The organism is Billgrantia hypersalina (assembly GCF_052584175.1).
The window spans coordinates 29,604-47,090 of record NZ_JBMIQI010000018.1 but is presented as its reverse complement, the minus strand read 5'-3'; the positions used below and the strand labels follow the sequence as shown (position 1 = coordinate 47,090).

At 63.2% G+C, this 17,487-nt stretch carries 15 protein-coding genes; 12 read left to right on the top strand and 3 right to left on the bottom strand.

Annotated elements, in window-relative coordinates:
• Positions 1-47: 47 nt before the first annotated feature.
• Positions 48-1,100, top strand: a complete 1,053-nt coding sequence (locus ACOJCM_RS14890; protein WP_445212854.1) for a DNA-binding protein — start codon at positions 48-50, stop codon at positions 1,098-1,100.
• 40 nt (positions 1,101-1,140) lie between these two features.
• On the opposite strand, the gene nfuA is transcribed toward ACOJCM_RS14890, so the two are convergent.
• Positions 1,141-1,731: a Fe-S biogenesis protein NfuA gene (gene nfuA, locus ACOJCM_RS14885; RefSeq protein WP_445212853.1), complete on the bottom strand. Its 591-nt coding sequence runs from the start codon at positions 1,729-1,731 to the stop codon at positions 1,141-1,143.
• A gap of 248 nt (positions 1,732-1,979) precedes the next feature.
• On the opposite strand from nfuA, the gene metH reads away from it, so the two are divergent.
• From metH to ACOJCM_RS14865, 4 genes are all read left to right on the top strand, one after another.
• On the top strand, positions 1,980-5,693 hold the full coding sequence (metH, locus tag ACOJCM_RS14880; RefSeq protein WP_445212852.1) for a methionine synthase: 3,714 nt from the start codon (positions 1,980-1,982) through the stop codon (positions 5,691-5,693).
• 65 nt (positions 5,694-5,758) lie between these two features.
• Entirely contained in the window at positions 5,759-7,090 is a 1,332-nt protein-coding gene (locus ACOJCM_RS14875) for an MATE family efflux transporter (protein ID WP_445212851.1), read from the top strand.
• A 134-nt stretch (positions 7,091-7,224) separates the two neighbouring features.
• Positions 7,225-8,877, top strand: coding sequence for a nitrite/sulfite reductase (locus tag ACOJCM_RS14870; protein ID WP_445212850.1), 1,653 nt, complete (start codon positions 7,225-7,227; stop codon positions 8,875-8,877).
• Positions 8,870-9,403: a DUF934 domain-containing protein gene (locus ACOJCM_RS14865; protein ID WP_445212849.1), complete on the top strand. Its 534-nt coding sequence runs from the start codon at positions 8,870-8,872 to the stop codon at positions 9,401-9,403. The genes ACOJCM_RS14870 and ACOJCM_RS14865 overlap by 8 nt, the downstream gene beginning before the upstream one ends.
• 59 nt (positions 9,404-9,462) lie before the next feature.
• Here the strand turns inward: ACOJCM_RS14865 and smrA are convergent, their stop codons facing one another.
• The gene (gene smrA / locus ACOJCM_RS14860; protein WP_445212848.1) at positions 9,463-10,056 is read right to left on the bottom strand and encodes a DNA endonuclease SmrA; all 594 of its coding nucleotides are present in this window, start codon (positions 10,054-10,056) and stop codon (positions 9,463-9,465) included.
• Between the two features lie 122 nt (positions 10,057-10,178).
• Here smrA and ACOJCM_RS14855 point away from each other — a divergent pair, with 122 nt between their 5' ends.
• From ACOJCM_RS14855 to pdxH, 5 genes are all read left to right on the top strand, one after another.
• Entirely contained in the window at positions 10,179-10,628 is a 450-nt protein-coding gene (locus ACOJCM_RS14855) for a gamma-glutamylcyclotransferase family protein (protein WP_445212847.1), read from the top strand.
• Between the two features lie 93 nt (positions 10,629-10,721).
• Complete coding sequence (arsC, locus tag ACOJCM_RS14850) at positions 10,722-11,081, top strand: arsenate reductase (glutaredoxin) (RefSeq protein ID WP_445212846.1); 360 nt, start codon at positions 10,722-10,724, stop codon at positions 11,079-11,081.
• Between the two features lie 26 nt (positions 11,082-11,107).
• Positions 11,108-11,728 carry an NAD(P)H:quinone oxidoreductase gene (gene wrbA / locus ACOJCM_RS14845; RefSeq protein ID WP_445212845.1) on the top strand — a complete coding sequence of 207 codons (621 nt, stop codon included), beginning with the start codon at positions 11,108-11,110 and terminating at the stop codon, positions 11,726-11,728.
• Positions 11,725-12,126, top strand: coding sequence for a DUF2069 domain-containing protein (locus tag ACOJCM_RS14840; RefSeq protein WP_445212844.1), 402 nt, complete (start codon positions 11,725-11,727; stop codon positions 12,124-12,126). The genes wrbA and ACOJCM_RS14840 overlap by 4 nt, the downstream gene beginning before the upstream one ends.
• 72 nt (positions 12,127-12,198) lie before the next feature.
• Positions 12,199-12,840 (top strand): pyridoxamine 5'-phosphate oxidase, encoded by a 642-nt coding sequence (gene pdxH, locus ACOJCM_RS14835; protein WP_445212843.1) that lies wholly within the window; start codon positions 12,199-12,201, stop codon positions 12,838-12,840.
• A 63-nt stretch (positions 12,841-12,903) separates the two neighbouring features.
• Here pdxH and ACOJCM_RS14830 read toward each other — a convergent pair whose 3' ends face one another.
• On the bottom strand, positions 12,904-15,651 hold the full coding sequence (locus ACOJCM_RS14830) for a bifunctional acetate--CoA ligase family protein/GNAT family N-acetyltransferase (protein WP_445212842.1): 2,748 nt from the start codon (positions 15,649-15,651) through the stop codon (positions 12,904-12,906).
• Positions 15,652-15,761: 110 nt separating this feature from the next.
• Here ACOJCM_RS14830 and ACOJCM_RS14825 point away from each other — a divergent pair, with 110 nt between their 5' ends.
• Both ACOJCM_RS14825 and ACOJCM_RS14820 read left to right on the top strand, forming a co-directional pair.
• Positions 15,762-16,697 carry a histone deacetylase family protein gene (locus tag ACOJCM_RS14825; protein WP_445212841.1) on the top strand — a complete coding sequence of 312 codons (936 nt, stop codon included), beginning with the start codon at positions 15,762-15,764 and terminating at the stop codon, positions 16,695-16,697.
• Between the two features lie 111 nt (positions 16,698-16,808).
• A complete protein-coding gene (locus ACOJCM_RS14820; RefSeq protein WP_445212840.1) occupies positions 16,809-17,441 on the top strand; it encodes a helix-turn-helix domain-containing protein in 633 nt (210 codons plus the stop codon).
• The last annotated feature ends 46 nt before the right edge of the window (positions 17,442-17,487 follow it).

The window sequence follows — 17,487 nt, the reverse complement described above, 5'->3', positions numbered from 1 at the left end:
CGCCGCGTGATGCAAGGAGCAATCGCCACACCACCAAGGAGACCGTCATGGCACGCAGCGGTGTGCAATATGAGGACGTTCGGGAAGTCATCGAGAGCCTGCTGACCAAAGGCGAAGCACCCAGCGTTCAGAAGATTCGTGAAGTGCTGGGAACTGGTAGCTTCACGACGATCAGCGACCATCTGCGAGAATGGCGCCTGCGCCAAGACACCAGCCGCGGCGCCCGTGACCTGCCCGCTTCTCAGGCCATGCCCGAACCCGTCCAGCGTTTGGCGGAAAGCCTATGGCACAAGGCCCAGGAGGCTGCCGGCGAAGCGTTGGCGAACTATCGTGAACAGGCCGATCGTCGTGTCGCCGAGGCGCAAGCTGCCATGCAGGAGGCGCAGCGCAAAGTGGAAAACGCCGAGCAGCGTGAAGCCGCCCTGGCGGCTCACTTGGCGGGGACGGAGCAGCGGCTCGAGCAGCGCAGTGCCGCGTTGGCGAAGGTCGAGAGCGAACGCGACCAGTGGCAGGAACGCGCGCGACAACTGGAAGAGCGCTTGGGCCGCACCTTGCAGCAACTCGACAAACTGCAAAAGGAGAACGAGCAGCAGGCCCAGGCCCACCTGCAGGCGCTGGCCGACCGCGATGCCCAGCAGCTGGCGCGCCTGAATCAGGAGGAACAGCGCCACGAGGCCGCCGAGGCACGCCTGATGAGCCTGCTCGACGAAGCGCGCCAAGAGAGAGTGTCGTCCGAGAAACGGCACGATGCCATCGTCGCTCAGCTCGAGAAGCGCCAGGAGAGCCTGCAGCGGCAGCTTCACGAGAGCCAGGCAGCCCTGTCCCGTGAGGAGAAGCAGCATCGCGAGACCCAGTGGGCGAAAAGTCGCGCCGAGGAGCGCATCGACACCCTGCACCATGAGCAGTCGCTGCTACAGGCGCGCATCGATGACCAGAAGCGTCACCTTGACGAGCAGGCGGCTCGGCTGCGCACGCTGGATGCCGAACTGATGCGGCGAATCTGGCAGCCGGGAGAGAGTGACGCGGCGTCGCGCCATTCCGAGGGGGGAATGGAAAAGAAGGAAGGCTCCGCCGAGGAGCCTTCCGAGAGCGTTCGCTGATCACGCGCGCCACGACGAACTTTCGCGTGGCAGCGGGCCGTCAGCGGTAGTAGGCGTTGGTGGTATCCGTGTGGTCGGTCACGTCGCGAATCCCGGCAAGCTCTGGAATGCGATCCATCAAGGTCTTTTCCACGCCCTCCTTGAGCGTCAGGTCGACCGCGGCACAGCCCTGGCAGCCGCCACCGAAGGCAAGTATCGCCACCTGGTCCTCGGTCAGCTCGACCAGCTTGATTTCGCCGCCATGGGCGGCGAGGCCCGGATTGATCTCGCTGTAGAGGATGTAGTTCACGCGATCTTCCAGCGGGCTGTCGGCGTTGACCTTGGGCATCTTGGCATTGGGCGCCTTGATGGTCAGCTGCCCCCCCATACGGTCGGCATTGAAATCGACCACGGCTTCCTCGAGAAAGGGGACGCTGTTCTTGTCCACCAACACGGTGATCTTGTCGAGCTCCAGGCGCTGGTCGCTGGGCTCTTCCTCGCCGGGCCGGCAGTAGGCCAGGCAGGTCTCGGCATAGGGTGTGCCCGGCTGGGTAATGAAGATTCGCACTGCAATACCCTCGACGTTCTGCTTTTCGAGCAGCTCGGCGAGGTAGTCCTGGGCGCTGTCGGTAATCCGGATGATCTCGCTCATGATGTTCTCGCTGGTCGGGCCGGGGGCCTCGTCGGTCCGGCCATAAATGACATACCCTTATGGTAAGCAAAAGCCCGCTTTGAGACAATCCCGACTATTTTGCTCGGTTTTTAACCAGCCCTGCCCTCAAGCGGCTGGTTTTGTTACCATGTCCGGCTGACAAAACCGTCCCTGCCAGTCGCCGAACAAGAATCGGCAGGACGAACTCGATTCCCTGACGTGACTTTCGCTGGAGACCGACCCGACCCATGGCCGCCCTACCCACTGCACTGACCGCCACCCTCACCGAACGGCTCGGCGAGCGCATCCTCATGCTGGATGGCGGCATGGGCACCATGTTGCAGAATGCTCGGCTCGACGAGGCCGACTTTCGCGGCGAGCGCTTCCGCGACTGGCCCACCGAGCTCAAGGGCAATAACGACCTGCTGGCGCTGACCTGCCCAGAACTGGTGACGCGCATCCATCGCGACTACCTCGAGGCCGGTGCGGACATCGTCGAGACCAATACCTTCAACAGCACCCGCCTCTCCCAGGCCGACTACGGTATGGAGGCGCTCGTACCCGAGCTCAACCGCGAGTCGGCGCGTCTGGCTCGTGAGGTCTGCGACGCCGTGGCGGCCGAAACCGGTGTGCCACGCTATGTCGCCGGCGTGCTGGGGCCGACCTCGCGCACGGCCTCGCTCTCGCCCGACGTCAATGATCCCGCCAAGCGTAACGTTACCTTCGATGAACTGCGCGACAACTACCGCGAGGCCGCCGAAGCGCTGATCGAAGGTGGTGCCGACCTGATCCTGATCGAGACCATCTTCGACACGCTTAACGCCAAGGCGGCCATCTTCGCCCTCGAGACGCTGTTCGAAGAGCGCGGCGAACGTCTGCCGGTGATGATCTCCGGCACCATTACCGACGCCTCCGGCCGCACCCTCTCCGGCCAGACCACCGAGGCGTTCTGGAACTCGGTGCGCCATGCCCGGCCGCTCTCCATCGGCCTCAACTGTGCGCTGGGTGCCGAGGAGCTGCGCCCCTACCTGGAAGAACTATCGACCAAGGCCGACACCTTCGTCTCAGCGCACCCCAACGCCGGTCTGCCCAACGAGTTCGGCGAGTACGACCAGACCCCCGAAGAGATGGCGGCCATCGTTGCCGAGTTCGCCGAGAGCGGCCTGGTGAACATCATCGGCGGCTGCTGCGGCTCGACACCCGAGCATATCGCCGCCATTCATGCCGCCATCCAGGGCCTGGCGCCTCGCCAGGTGCCCGAACGGCCGCGCGCCTGTCGCCTCGCCGGCCTGGAGCCGTTCAACATCGAGAAGGATTCGCTGTTCGTCAACGTCGGCGAGCGTACCAACGTGACCGGCTCGGCTCGGTTCAAGCGACTCATCGTCGAGGAGGATTACACCACAGCGCTCGAGGTGGCCCTCGAGCAGGTGGAAAACGGCGCCCAGGTCATCGACATCAATATGGACGAGGGCATGCTCGAGTCGCAGGAGGCCATGGTGCGTTTCCTCAACCTGGTCGCCGGCGAGCCCGACATCGCCCGAGTGCCTATCATGATCGACTCCTCCAAGTGGGAGATCATCGAGGCGGGGCTCAAGTGCGTGCAGGGCAAGGCGGTGGTCAATTCGATCTCGCTCAAGGAGGGCGAGGCGGCATTCCGCGAGCAGGCCACTTTGTGTCGTCGCTACGGCGCCGCCGTGGTGGTGATGGCCTTCGACGAAGCCGGCCAGGCCGACACCTTCGCCCGCAAGACGGAAATCTGCCAGCGCGCCTACCGCTTGCTGGTCGATGATATCGGCTTCCCGCCGGAAGACATCATCTTCGATCCCAACATCTTCGCCATCGCCACCGGTATCGAGGAGCACGACAACTACGCTGTCGACTTCATCGAGGCCACCCGCTGGATCCGCGAGCACCTCCCCCACGCCATGGTTTCAGGCGGCGTCTCCAATGTGTCGTTCTCCTTTCGCGGCAACAATCCCGTGCGCGAGGCGATCCACTCGGTATTCCTCTACCACGCGATCCGCGCGGGCCTGACCATGGGTATCGTCAACGCCGGCCAGCTGGCGGTGTATGACGATTTGCCGGCAGAACTGCGCGAGGCAGTCGAGGACGTGGTGCAGAACCGTCGCCGCGATGCCACCGAGCGCCTGGTCGATCTGGCCGAGAAGTACAAGGGCGATGGTAGCGGTGCGGCCAAGAAGGAGGACCTCGAGTGGCGCAGCTGGCCGGTGGAGAAGCGCATCGAGCACGCCCTGGTCAAGGGCATCACCGCCTTCATCGAGGAGGATACCGAACTCGCCCGGCAGCGTGCCAACCGGCCCATCGAGGTTATCGAGGGGCCACTGATGGATGGCATGAACGTGGTCGGTGACCTGTTCGGCGCCGGCAAGATGTTCCTTCCCCAGGTGGTCAAGTCGGCGCGTGTCATGAAGCAGGCGGTGGCCTATCTCATCCCCTTCATCGAGGCCGAGAAGAACGAGCTCGCGGCGGAAGACCAGCAGGCCAAGGGCAAGATCGTGATGGCCACGGTCAAGGGTGACGTGCATGACATCGGCAAGAACATCGTCGGCGTGGTCCTGCAGTGCAACAACTACGACGTGGTCGATCTCGGCGTGATGGTGCCGGCCGAGAAGATCCTGCAGACGGCGCGCGCCGAGAACGCCGACATCATCGGTCTCTCGGGACTCATCACACCCTCGTTGGACGAGATGGTTCACGTGGCCAAGGAGATGAAGCGCCAAGGCTTCAAGCTACCGCTGTTGATCGGTGGAGCCACCACCTCCAAGGCCCACACGGCAGTCAAGGTCGAGCCGCAGTACGACGAGCCGGTGATCTACGTCACCGACGCCTCGCGTGCGGTGGGTGTCGCCGGCAAGTTGCTCTCGCCGACGCTCAAGCCTACCTACGTGGCGGAGATCAAGGCCGAGTACGAGCAGGTGCGAGACCGCAATGCCAGGCGTCGCCCCAAGGCGGCCGACCTGAGCTATGCCGAGGCCCGCCAGCGCAAGCTGCCTATCGATTGGGACAGCTATACCCCCCCCAGGCCCGCCATGACCGGGCTCAAGGTGTTCGAAGGCTACGATATCGAGGAGCTGCTCGAGCGCATCGATTGGACGCCTTTCTTCATGAGCTGGGAGTTGGCGGGCAAGTATCCCAAGATTCTCGACGACGCGGTTGTCGGCGAGGCGGCTCGCAACCTGTTCGACGATGCCCAGCAGATGCTGCGCAAGTTGATCGACGAGAAGCACGTCCAGGCGCGTGGCGTGATCGGTCTATGGCCAGCCAACAGCGTCGATGACGATGTCATCGAGGTGTACGCCGACGAATCGCGAAGCGAAGTGATCGAGCGGCTGCATCACATAAGGCAGCAGACCACCAAGAACCGCGACGGCGTTTGCTACAGCCTGGCCGACTTCGTGGCACCCAGGGAGAGTGGCAAGCCCGACTGGATCGGTGGTTTTGCCGTGACCACCGGGCATGGCGTCGAGGCGCTGGCCGAGCGCTACAAGGCCGCCGGGGACGACTATAGCGCGATCATGGTCCAGGCATTGACCGACCGTCTGGCGGAGGCATTCGCCGAGCGCATGCATGAACGGGTGCGCAAGGAATTCTGGGGTTACGTGCCCGACGAGACACTGGACAACAACGCGTTGATTGCCGAGAAGTATCAGGGCATCCGGCCGGCTCCGGGCTACCCCGCCTGCCCCGATCACACCGAAAAGCGTAGGCTGTTCCGCCTGCTCGACGCCACCGCCAACGCGGGCATCGAACTGACCGAGAATTTCGCCATGTGGCCCGCCGCAGCGGTATCGGGATGGTACTTCTCCCATCCACAGTCGAAGTACTTTTCTACCGGCAAGATCACTCACGACCAAGTCGAGGCGTTGGCCACGCGCAAGGGCATGGCGCTGGGGGAGATGGAGCGCTGGCTGTCCCCTGTCCTGTCCTATGACCCTGCCTGATCTCCGTACCATGGGAGCCCGTGCCACCGGCGCGGGCGGCTTCCGAGACGAACGATAGACGACGGATGTTACCCGACTCGATCCGCCGCCGGCGCATTTTGAACCTGGCCCTGCCTATCATTGCCGCGATGCTGACCCAGAGCCTGATCAACCTGATCGATGCCGCATTGGTCGGTTCGCTCGGGGAGACGCCCTTGGCCGGCATAGGCATCGGCGGCTATGCCATGTTCCTCATCACTGCTCTGGTGTTTGGCCTCTCTTCCGGCGTGCAGGCACAAACCGCCTGGCGTCACGGCGAGTGTGCCTGGCATCTGCGTGCCCAGCCGCTCAACGCGGGTCTGGTCATCGCGCTGCTGATAGCCCTTCCCGTTACCCTGCTTTGCCTGTGGCAGGCTCCAAGGCTGATGTCGCTGCTCAACCCCAGCGCAGAGGTGAATGCCGTGGCGGCGGAATACTTCCGCTGGCGGGTGTTGTCGCTTGCGGCCGTGGCCATGATCTTCTGCTTTCGCGGTTACTGGAACGGCATCGAGCAGAGCGGCTTCTACCTGCGCATCATGCTGGCGATGCACGTCGTCAACGTGGCAGCCAGTCTGTGTCTTATTTTCGGTTACCTGGGCCTGCCGGCCATGGGGGCGGCAGGTGCCGGCGCAGGGACGAGCTTGTCGCTGTTCGCCGGGCTCGCCCTCTGGGCGTGGGTCAGCACGCGGCATGCCGGGCCCAGCGGCTTTCTTGTCGGTCGGACTGGGCGTTCCGTCTTCATGACCACGCTGCGCCTGGCAGCACCTCACTCCTTCCAGCAGCTCTGGTTCGCCGCCGGCTACGCGGTGTTGTTCTGGATCCTGGGACGAATCGACACGGCCAGCGTTGCCGTAGGCCATGTACTGGTGAACCTGTCTTTGCTGCTGATCCTGCCCGGCGTGGGGCTGGGTATGGCCGCCATGAGTCTGGTGGGGCAATCGCTAGGACAACAAGCTCCCGGGGACGCCCATCGCTGGGGTTGGGACGTCGTACGGCTGGCATGGTTGTGCCTGGCCACCCTGGCGTTGCCGATGGCTGCTCTACCTGACCAGGTACTGGGTATTTTCCTGCATGACAGGGAGCTGATAGCCTTGGCTCGCCTTCCGCTGCAGCTCACTGCGGTCATGATCGTACTCGATGCGGTAGCCCTGGTGCTGGGTCAGGCCCTGCTCGGTGCCGGTGCCAATCGTACCGTGATGACCACCACCCTCACCCTGCAATGGCTGGTTTTCCTGCCTCTCGCCTGGTGGGTCGGCGTGGTCATGGAGGCCGGGTTGCTGGGGATATGGTGGGTGCAGCTCGGCTACCGTTGCCTGAATTCGTTGTGGTTCGCGGTGATCTGGCAACGTCGCCAGTGGTTGCAGCCGCAACTCCGATAGACGCGGAGGCAGCTTGACGCTTTATATGCTTTTACGTATAAAAAATATAAATATTTATTCTTTCATAGAATATGCCGGGGGCGTTATGGTGCCCCCTGACGCTTCGCCAATTCCTTAGCAGCAGGACCGGCTGAATGTATCGCTACGACACCCATGACCAGACCCTGGTCAACGAACGCGTCGCCCAGTTTCGCGACCAGATGAACCGCTATCTGGCAGGCCGGATCAGCGACGAAGAATTTCTGCCGTTGCGCGTCCAGAACGGACTCTACGTCCAGCGTTACGCGCCCATGCTGCGTATTGCCATTCCCTACGGCATGCTGGCTTCCTACCAGCTGCGCAAGCTGGGTGACCTGGCGCGCGACTACGATCGTGGCTACGGGCATTTCACCACCCGCACCAACCTGCAGCTGAACTGGCCGAAGCTGGAAACGGTTCCCGACATGCTGGCCGAACTCGCCAGTGTGCAGATGCACTCGATCCAGACCAGCGGCAACGATATCCGTAATACCTCTGCCGACCAGTTCGCCGGCATCGCCGAAGACGAGGAGGTCGATCCCCGGCCCTGGTGCGAGCTGATTCGCCAGTGGTCGACTTTCCATCCGGAGTTCACCTACCTGCCGCGCAAGTTCAAGATCGCGGTGACGGGTGCCGCCGAGGATCGTGCCGCCATCCAGGTCCACGACGTGGGCCTGCGCCTGTGGCGCGACGAACAGGGCGAGGTGCGCGTCAGGGTACTGGCCGGCGGCGGTCTCGGTCGAACGCCGATGATTGGCGAGATCGTGCGCGACGACCTGCCATGGCAACACCTTCTGACCTACCTGGAAGCGCTGGTTCGTGTCTACAATCAGTTCGGCCGTCGAGACAACAAGTTCAAGGCGCGCATCAAGATCCTGGTCAAGGCGCTGGGCGTCGAGGAGTTCCGCCGTCGCGTCGAGGCCGAGTGGGCCCACCTCAAGGACGGGCCGCAGACACTGACGCGTGAAGCGGTCGAGGCGATGCAGTCGCATTTCGTCGATCCGGATCGCCGTGACGTCAGCGCGGAAGCAATTGCCGGATTCGAGCGTCTGCGCAGCGAGAACCGGTCTTTTGCTCGCTTCGTGACCAATAACGTTCACGGGCACAAGGTGCCGGGCTACAAGGCGGTCACGCTGTCGCTCAAACGCAGCGGTCACTCGCCAGGCGATCTGACCTGGGAGCAGATGCACCAGGTGGCCGACCTGGCCGACGAGTTCAGCCATGGTGAGATTCGTGTCACTCATGAGCAGAACCTGGTGCTGGCCGACGTGGCAGTAGACCGCCTGGAGGAGCTCTGGCAGCGTTTGCAGGAGCTCGGTCTGGCCAATCCGACCGTTGGTACCCTGGCCGACCTGATCTGCTGCCCCGGAGGCGACTATTGCGCCCTGGCCAACGCCAAGTCTATCCCGGTCGCCCAGGCCATCCAGGAACGCTTCGACGATATCGACTACCTCTACGACCTGGGGCCTCTGGATCTCAACATTTCCGGCTGCATGAATGCCTGCGGACATCATCACGTCGGCCATATCGGCATCCTCGGCGTCGACAAGAAGGGTGAGGAGTGGTACCAGATCTCGCTCGGCGGCGCTCAGGGTAACAATTCATCGCTGGGCAAGATCCTTGGCCCATCCTTCGATCGCGAAAGCGTTCCCGAGGTGATCGACAAGGTCCTGCAGGTCTATGTCTGGGAACGTGCCGAGGGCGAGACCTTCATCGAGACTTACCGCCGTATCGGCCTGAAGCCTTTCAAGGAGCGGGTATATGCCTGATCAGAACGCCTCTCTACGTCCCTTCATTCGTGGCGGCAAGCCGGACGAGGACCGCTGGATACTGATTCGTGACGAGGAAGCGGCATTGCCCGACTCCCCTGCCATCGTTCCCCTCGCGCGCTGGCAGGCAGCGGAGGGCAGCGAGGCGCTCGCGCCCTGGCTCTCCAGCGACACCGAGCTGACACTGGAGCTGGCCGAGGAATTGGCCAGTGCGCCGTTAATTGCCATCGATTTCCCCAAGTTCACCGATGGCCGTGGCTACAGCCTGGCGCGGCTATTGCGCGAACGCTACGGCTACGAAGGCGAGATCAGAGCCATCGGCGACGTGCTCGTCGACCAGGTGTTCTTCCTCACCCGCTGCGGGTTTGATGCCCTGTCGCTGCGCGAGGATCAGTGGTTGGAGGATGCGCTGCATGCGCTCAATGCCTTCAGTCGCGCCTACCAGCCGGCTGTCGACGTGCCAGAGCCGCTCTTCCGCCAGCGTATGCGCGAGGCCGTCAAGCGCGCGGAGCCGGCACTGGTCTAGCCACGGGAAGGAAAAGGCACATTGGAAGCCGGCCTAGCGCCGGCTTCCGTCGTTTCGATTCAGCCGCGACGCTTCTGCTGACGCTCGCGGTTTTCCGCTCTGGCGCGTTCGCTCTTGCGCAACATGACCCAGGTCGCGCCCAGGCCACCGTCGGCCTGCTGGGCCGACACGCAAGCCTGAACCTCATCGAACTGGGCCAGCCACTTGGCCAGGTAGGAACGCAAGACATTGGCCGGGCTGTCGATCTCCGTGCCGCGCCCATGGACGATCAGCACCGAACGCAGGTCGTGGGCGTAGGCTTCCCGGATGAACGGTGGCAGGGCTCGCCTGCACTCGGCCAGGGGACGGCGCAGCAGATGCAGGCGAGACTGTGCGGGGTAGCCACCGTGGCGCAGGCGGTCGACGACGCCCTGCTGGATACCGTCGCGGCGATACTCGATGGGATCGAACGGCAGCAGCAGTTCGACGAAATCGTCGGACAGGAAGCTGTCCTGGCCGAATTGCGCCTGGGCACTCTCGCGCCGTGCCAGTTGGGCTTCGGTAGGTCGGGTGCGGCGCTGGCCCGGATTCGCGCGATTGGCGCTCCTGCGCAGCGGCTTCACGTCTCCCATCAATGCCCTGAAGTCCTGATCGTCGTGTGCTGACTGGGTCATGGGCATCCTCCGCTGTGTCGAGCCTTGATTGGCATCCTATCAGAGCCTCGCACCGAGGATGAACCGGACTCGCGACTTGGTGCCATGGCAGGATAGCAGCACCGTGAACCACAGGAGACCGTATGCGCTTTCATCATTTCGCCTTAGGCGTGTTGGTTGGCCTGCTGGCCGTACTGGCCTGGTTATGGCTCACCATGCTGAGCCCTTTCACCTACGAGCGCCCCGACCACCTGCCCGACATAGAGGATGGCGAACACGCGGTTTTCGTTTACGGTACGCTGCGCCTGGCGCCGATCCGCTGGCTGGTAATGGGGCGCGCCGGAGAAGCCGAACCGGCAGTCCTCGAAGGATTTCGTCGTGAGGGGCTTGACCTGACGCCGGCACCAGGTGAACGGGTCGAGGGCGAGATCATCGTGGTCGACGCCGACGAACTGGAGCGGCTGGATCGTTATGAGCGCCTGGGCATTCGCTACGAGCGCGTGCCCATGCAGCTCGCCGACGACCGCATGGCCTGGGTGTATCGTCGCATGAGCGAGCTGCAGCGCTCGCCTGCCGGTGACGCAACCAACTGATCGAAGCGGGAATTCGAGATAACTGCGGTTGTGGCCGACACAGCGCCCCTTCTACAATGTAAGTCAGCCTTTCCAAGGATCGAGGAGTCTCGCATGGCCATCACGCTCTACCACAACCCCCGTTGCTCCAAGTCGCGCCAGGCGCTGGCGCTGCTCGAAGAGCATGGCGCCGAGGTGACGGTGCGGCGCTACCTCGACGAGCCACTCAGTGAGGAGGAACTACGGGATCTGATGTCGCGCCTGGACGCCGACGGCGAGCGGCTGGTGCGTACCCAGGAGCCCGAGTGGCAGGATCTCGAGGAGAGTACCAACCTGCAGGACCAGGAACAGGTGATTGCCGCCATCGTCCAGCATCCGAAGCTGATGGAACGCCCGATAGCCGATGATGGCAAGCGGGCCGTGATCGGTCGTCCCCCCGAGGACGTACTTGCCCTGGTCCGAGTGAACGACTGATCCCTGCCCTTCGAACTGGAGCCACGATGCGCGACTCCCTGCCCTATGTGCTTATTCTCTACTACTCTCGACACGGCGCCACCCGCAGCATGGCAGAGCTGATGGCTGCCGGCGTCGAGTCCTGTCCCGGCATAGAGGCGCGTCTGCGCACCGTGCCGCCGGTCTCGCCCACCTGTGAAGCCGTCGACCCCGAGATTCCCGCCGAGGGGGCAATCTACGCCGATCTCGACGATCTGCGTCACTGTGCCGGCCTGGCACTGGGCAGCCCGACTCGCTTCGGCAACATGGCCGCGCCGCTGAAATACTTCATCGACTCGACCAGTGCGCTGTGGCTCAACGGAGCGCTGGTGGACAAGCCGGCAACGGCATTTACCTCCACATCCAGCCTGCATGGCGGGCAGGAGACAACCCTGGTTTCCATGCTACTGCCGCTGTTGCACCATGGTATGGTCTATGCCGGCTTGCCCTACAGCGAAACCGACCTGATGACGACCACCGTCGGCGGGACCCCCTATGGCGCCAGTCATGTCGCTGGGCAGCGCAGCAACCAGCCGCTGGCCGATGCCGAGCGTCGGTTGGTGCGCGCGCAGGGCCGGCGCCTGGCCCGCCTGGCCCTGGCGCTCGATGGCATCGGGGAGGCGACATGAGGCGCTGGGTAGAGAGCGTGGAGGCACGCCACGGGCTGGACATGCTCACCGAGCGTAGCCGACACCTGGTCCTCGCCAGCTATGTCGTCTTGCTGGTGTTGATCACGTGGAGCGGCCTGGCCATGGAAGCCGGAACCAACCCGCTGACGCCGATTCTGATCCGTTCCTTGCCGCTGCTTCTCTTCTTGCCTTCGATCATAGGTAAAAGGCCCCGCGGTCATGCCTGGCTGGCCTTCGTCAGCCTGCTCTATTTCGTGCAGGGGGTCATGGTGGCAACATTGCCCGGCCAGGGGGTTCTCGGTGTCGCCGAGGCCTTGGCTGCCCTGGGGCTATTCACCGGCTGCATGTTCTATGCCCGCTTTCGCAGCCGCCTGATGCAAGCCGGTCGCAGCGAATGATAGGGAGCCATGTACGGTATTGTGCCGTTAGCTTCAGTGGCGACCATGGAAAATAATGACGAGGAGTACGCCATGACACGCAATATTGCCGATATCCGGCGCGACTACGAGGGTGGCAGACTCGACGAGGGAATGGTCCCGGCAGCACCCATGGTATTGTTCGATGAGTGGCTCACGCTAGCGCTCGATGCCGAAGGCGAGGACGGCAACGTCATGACGTTGGCAACGGTCGATAGCCAGGGCCTGCCCCACGCTCGCGTCGTGCTGCTGAAAGGTTTCGACGAGCGTGGCCTCGTGTTCTACACCAATTATCATAGCCATAAGGGCAGCGAACTGACGAACGTACCGTTTGCCGCCCTGGTGTTCTGGTGGCCCTCGCTGGGTCGCCAAGTGCGTGTCGAGGGCCGCGTCGAGCCGGTTTCCGACGAAGAGTCGGACACTTACTTCAACAGCCGCCCCCGCGCCAGTCAGCTCGGCGCCTGGGTTGCCACCCAGAGCGTGGTGATTCCCGATCGCCAGTGGATCGAAGAGCGGCAGCATCGCTTCGAGCAGGCCTACGAGGGGCAGGACATCCCCCGCCCCGTGCATTGGGGGGGATATCGTGTGGTGCCCGACATGATCGAGTTCTGGCAGGGGCAGCCGAGCCGGCTCCACGATCGGATCCGCTACGAATATCGTGACGAAGCCTGGCGCTCGTTCCGCCTGGCACCCTGAAAGCCGTGCTCGCTCCCGTGCCGGCAGCGAGCGGGTGAAGCACTTCGTCGCGAGAGCCCTGCCTCAGTCGGGCAGGCTCTCGAGGCGGTGGCGTTGCCACTCGCTCTCTGGCTCGTTGAGGCGCAGCACCGCATCCACCACCTGCTCTTCCATGTTATAACGGCAGCGAAAACCGAGGTGTTTCATCAACGCGCGCATGGGGTGATTGTCGACCATGATCTTGCCGATCATTTCCAGCGTGCCCACGCTTTTGCAATAGGCGATCATCTTTTTCATCAGCAGGCTGCCGAGGCCCTGCCCGGCCATGTCGTCGCGCACGATGATGGAGAACTCGGTGCGGATGTTGTCCGGATCGTTCCACACCCGCACCACGCCGAGCATCTCCTTGCTGCCGTCTTCCTTCTGGTGCTCGGCGATGAAGGCCATCTGCCGGTCGTAGTTGATATGAGAGAGGATCGACAGGTCGCGCTGGCTCAAGTCGGACTTGTTGTGAAAATAGCGAAAGCGAATGCTTTCTTCGGACAGCTGGCTATGAAAGCTGGTGATCAGCGGGGCATCCTCGGCGCGGATGGGGCGCACCTCTACCTGCATCCCATTGTTCAGCGTCACCCACTCACGCAACTCCTCCGGGTACGGCATGATGGCGAAGCGGGCCGGTGTGCCCAGATCGAGCGCGAAGTCCACCGCCAGGACACCATCGCGGTTGAGCAGCAAGGGGTTGAGTTCCAGCCCGCGTAGCTCAAGCAGGTCCGAAGCCATCTGCGAGAGCATGACCAGCAGCTGGCAGAGACGCTGAAGGTCACGCTCGGGTTCGCCTGAGTGCTCGCGAATCAGTCGCGCGGCGTGTGTCCGCCCCACCACGTCAGCGGCCAGGGTCATGTTCAACGGCGGAAGCGCCACCTGGCGGTCGGCCAGGATATTGACCTTGTAGCCGCCGATGCCGAACACGATGAGCGGGCCGAACACCGGGTCTCGCGTGATGCCGGCACATATCTGCATCGACTGCTTGCCTCGCTGCATCGGCTGCAGGCAGTACTCGCGGATCTTCACCGGTGGGAACTTCTCGTGCACCTTTTGACCCAGCCGCGTCAGCCCTTCTGCCACCTGGCTCGGTTCGTGCAAGTCCTGAAGCAGACCCGCCGAAATACGATGGGGGTGCTTGCGATAGCGAAACGGACGACAGTTGCCATCGTGCACCACCTTCAACGCCCAGGGGCCCTCGAGTTCTTCCGCCGCCGCCGCGGCTTCCTCCGGCGTATGCACGTAGCGACTGGGGGCCACGGGAATGCCGTAGGCCTCCAGCACCTGGGCGGCTTCGGAATGCGACAGGGTCTCGCGCCCTTCAGCCCTGGCCTGCTCGATCAGGGTGCGGCACCTGGCGCGGATGTCCGCCGTGGTGCTGAATGGCAGGCTGGGCGGTGTTTCCTGCAGCAGTGCCTGCACGCGTTGGTAGTCGACCATGTGCATGAACGCCTTCACCGCCTTTTCGGGCGAGACATAGGTGGGAATACCCGCCATGCTGCATTCATGGCGGGCATAGAGCGCCCCCTCGAGCCCCATCCAGCTGGTCAACAGGTTGCGTCTGAAACGCTTGCGGTTGGCGATGAGCGCCTGGGCGGTAACCTTCGACGGTGCCAGTCGCGTGGGTGCATGCACCACCAGCACGGCGTCGACTCCGGGGTCGGCGGCGACGATCTCCAGTGCCTCGACGAACCTCTCCGGCGTGGCGTTACCGCCCAGGTCCACTGGGTTCTCCCCGGGCTTGCTCATGTCGAACTCGCCCTCGCGAAGCGCCTCGCGCGTCTCCTCTCGAAAGCTCGCCAGGGTTCCACCGGCACTGACCAGCTTGTCGATGGCGAGCATGGCGGGGCCCAGCCCGTTGGAGACAATGGCAAGGCGATCGCCCTTCAGCGGACGCATCTGCGACAGTGTCATCAGCGCGTCGAACAATTCATCGGAATCGTTGACGCGCACCACGCCTGCACGCGATAAGGCAGCATCGAATACCACGTCGCGGTTGGCGATGCCCGGCGTCGGCGGCATGCCGGAGAGGTCGGATTGCGAGGTGCGCCCGCTCTTGATCGCCAGCACCAGACGATGACGCGACGCGTCACGCAAGGCGGTCATGAAGTGCAAGGCATCCTGAATGCGCTCCAGGTGGAGCAGAATGGCCTGGGTCGGTGCGTACTGGTTGATGTAGTCGATGAGATCGGGAAGCATCACGTCGACGCTATCGCCCACCGTAATGAGATGCGAGAAACCGATGCCGCGGCCAGCCGCCCAGTCGATCATGGCGTTGCCGAGCATGCCCGACTGCCCGAGGTAGGCGACCTTGCCCGCCTTGACCGGCTGGCTGGAATAGGAGGCGTTGATGCGTCGGCCGGGGACGATCAGGCCCATGCACTCGGGGCCCAGGACACGAATACCCGATTCGCGCGCGGCTGTCAGCATGCGGTCGCGAATCGACCCCCTGTCCCCTTCGGCCTCATCCAGGTGCGCACCGCCAGTGAGCACCAGGGCAGCCTTGACGCCGATACGACCCAGGCGTGAAATTATCCTGGGAAGGGTATCCGCCGGTGTGCATACGACGGCTAGGTCGGGTGTCTCGGGCAGTTCGCTTATCCGCGAGACGCCGGGTTGATCGAAGACCGTCTCATAGCCCTTGCGGTTGACCGCCCAGAGCGTCCCCGTAAAGCCTGCTTCCTGCAGGTTCCGAATCACGATGCCGCCGATGGAATGGGGCTTTTCCGAGGCGCCGATCACCGCGATGGTGCGAGGTTCGAAGAAGTGGCGCAAAAACCGGGTACTCAAGACGCTACCTCCACCGGAACAGGATGATGCTCCCCTGTGTACGACTTATTGACACTGTTGTGCAAGGGAGGACGCGCATTAAGGTGATTTCAGTCACTCTGGAGTTCCATATGATAACCTCGTTCATCTCGCATCCCGATTGCGATCTTCACCATATGGGCCCTGAGCACCCCGAAAGCCCCCTGCGCCTCGAGGCCATCCGGGCCCGCCTGGCCCTCTCCGGGCTGTTGCAGCAGACCATGCAATCGGAAGCGCGCCCCGCCAGCGAGGAAGAACTCGCAAGGGTGCATCCGCTTCGTCACCTGCGCGCCCTCGACAAGTGCGTTCCCGAGTCGGGCATCGTCACCCTGGATAGCGATACCATGATGACCCCCGACAGCCTCGATGCCGCCCGGCTGGCGGCCGGTGCGGTCATACGCGGCGTCGAGCAGGTCTATCGCGGTCAGGCGGACAACGTGTTCTGCGCCGTGAGGCCCCCAGGCCACCATGCCGAGGCCACCGATGCCATGGGGTTCTGTTTCTACAACAACGTCGCCGTGGGTGCCGCCCATGCCCGATCACGCTACGGGGTGAAGCGCATCGCCATACTCGATTTCGACGTACACCAGTGCAACGGCACCATCGACATCTTCAAGGACGACCCGGATATCCTGATCTGCAGCAGCTACCAGTTCCCCTTCTACCCTTGGCGCTACCTGCGAAGCGAATGGCAGAACGTGGTCAACACGCCGCTTGAGGCCGGTACCGACAGTGCCGCTTTCCGCCGTGCCGTCGAGGATGACTGGCTGCCGGCACTGCACGCCTTCAAGCCCGAACTGCTGCTCGTTTCGGCGGGTTTTGACGCCCATCGCGACGATCCCCTGGCCGAACTTTGTCTGGAAGACGAAGACTACTATTGGATCACCCGGCTGGCCCTGGACATCGCCGCGCTTTATGCCGATAACCGCCTGGTTTCCGTACTCGAAGGCGGCTATGACCTGGATTCGCTGGGTCGCAGCGTGGAAGCGCACGTCAAGGCCCTCCTCGGCTTGCCCTTCGAAGGCTGAGCAAGGGACAGGATGGCGGAAACACGCACGCTCTTGGCGTGTGGGGTTCGGTGCATGACGCGACATATGTGGTAGGCTGGGGAAACTCTGTTTCCAATAGTGAACACCACCATGTCCACCCAAACCGATCAGCAGGCCGCGTTGCGCATTGCCTCGGGTCGCAAGCCGTTTGTCGAGCCGCTGCGTCTTGGTGAGCGTCTCAAGGAAATACGCTTGGCCAACCAGTGGACCCTGGAAGACGTCAGCCTGCGTACCGGCCTGGCCCGTTCCACCCTGTCGAAGATCGAGAACAACCAGATCTCGCCTACGTTTACTGCCGTACAGAAACTGATCAACGGCCTGGAAATCGATCTGCCGCAGTTGCTCACCCCTCCCCGCGCCCAGCCGCGTACCATGGGGCGTCGGGACCTGACGCGCCAGGGCGAGGGACAGCGTCATCCTACACCCACCTACGAGCACGAGTTGCTCAGCTGCGAACTGGCCCAGAAACGCATGATCCCGTTCAAGACCATCGTCAGAGCGCGCAGCTTCGACGAGTTCAGTGAATGGGTGCGCCACGACGGAGAGGAGTTCCTGATGGTCCTGGAGGGCGAGATTCGTCTCTATACCGAGTTCTACGAACCGCTCCAGTTATCGCGCGGCGACAGCATCTACTTCGACAGCGACATGGGTCACGCCCTCGTCTCGGTGAGCGACGAAGATGCGGTGGTGCTTTCGGTATGCACCCGTGGCGACGCCGCCTGAAGCGCGTAAGATTAGCGTTCAGTCCGGTTCTGCTATCCTGAGCCGA

What these genes read in the sequence shown, in the direction of transcription:
- ACOJCM_RS14890 (WP_445212854.1), top strand. Translation starts at nt 48, where the DNA reads ATGGCACGCAGCGGTGTGCAATATGAGGACGTTCGGGAAGTCATCGAG.
- nfuA (WP_445212853.1), bottom strand. Translation starts at nt 1,731, where the DNA reads ATGAGCGAGATCATCCGGATTACCGACAGCGCCCAGGACTACCTCGCC.
- metH (WP_445212852.1), top strand. Translation starts at nt 1,980, where the DNA reads ATGGCCGCCCTACCCACTGCACTGACCGCCACCCTCACCGAACGGCTC.
- ACOJCM_RS14875 (WP_445212851.1), top strand. Translation starts at nt 5,759, where the DNA reads ATGTTACCCGACTCGATCCGCCGCCGGCGCATTTTGAACCTGGCCCTG.
- ACOJCM_RS14870 (WP_445212850.1), top strand. Translation starts at nt 7,225, where the DNA reads ATGTATCGCTACGACACCCATGACCAGACCCTGGTCAACGAACGCGTC.
- ACOJCM_RS14865 (WP_445212849.1), top strand. Translation starts at nt 8,870, where the DNA reads ATGCCTGATCAGAACGCCTCTCTACGTCCCTTCATTCGTGGCGGCAAG.
- smrA (WP_445212848.1), bottom strand. Translation starts at nt 10,056, where the DNA reads ATGACCCAGTCAGCACACGACGATCAGGACTTCAGGGCATTGATGGGA.
- ACOJCM_RS14855 (WP_445212847.1), top strand. Translation starts at nt 10,179, where the DNA reads ATGCGCTTTCATCATTTCGCCTTAGGCGTGTTGGTTGGCCTGCTGGCC.
- arsC (WP_445212846.1), top strand. Translation starts at nt 10,722, where the DNA reads ATGGCCATCACGCTCTACCACAACCCCCGTTGCTCCAAGTCGCGCCAG.
- wrbA (WP_445212845.1), top strand. Translation starts at nt 11,108, where the DNA reads ATGCGCGACTCCCTGCCCTATGTGCTTATTCTCTACTACTCTCGACAC.
- ACOJCM_RS14840 (WP_445212844.1), top strand. Translation starts at nt 11,725, where the DNA reads ATGAGGCGCTGGGTAGAGAGCGTGGAGGCACGCCACGGGCTGGACATG.
- pdxH (WP_445212843.1), top strand. Translation starts at nt 12,199, where the DNA reads ATGACACGCAATATTGCCGATATCCGGCGCGACTACGAGGGTGGCAGA.
- ACOJCM_RS14825 (WP_445212841.1), top strand. Translation starts at nt 15,762, where the DNA reads ATGATAACCTCGTTCATCTCGCATCCCGATTGCGATCTTCACCATATG.
- ACOJCM_RS14820 (WP_445212840.1), top strand. Translation starts at nt 16,809, where the DNA reads ATGTCCACCCAAACCGATCAGCAGGCCGCGTTGCGCATTGCCTCGGGT.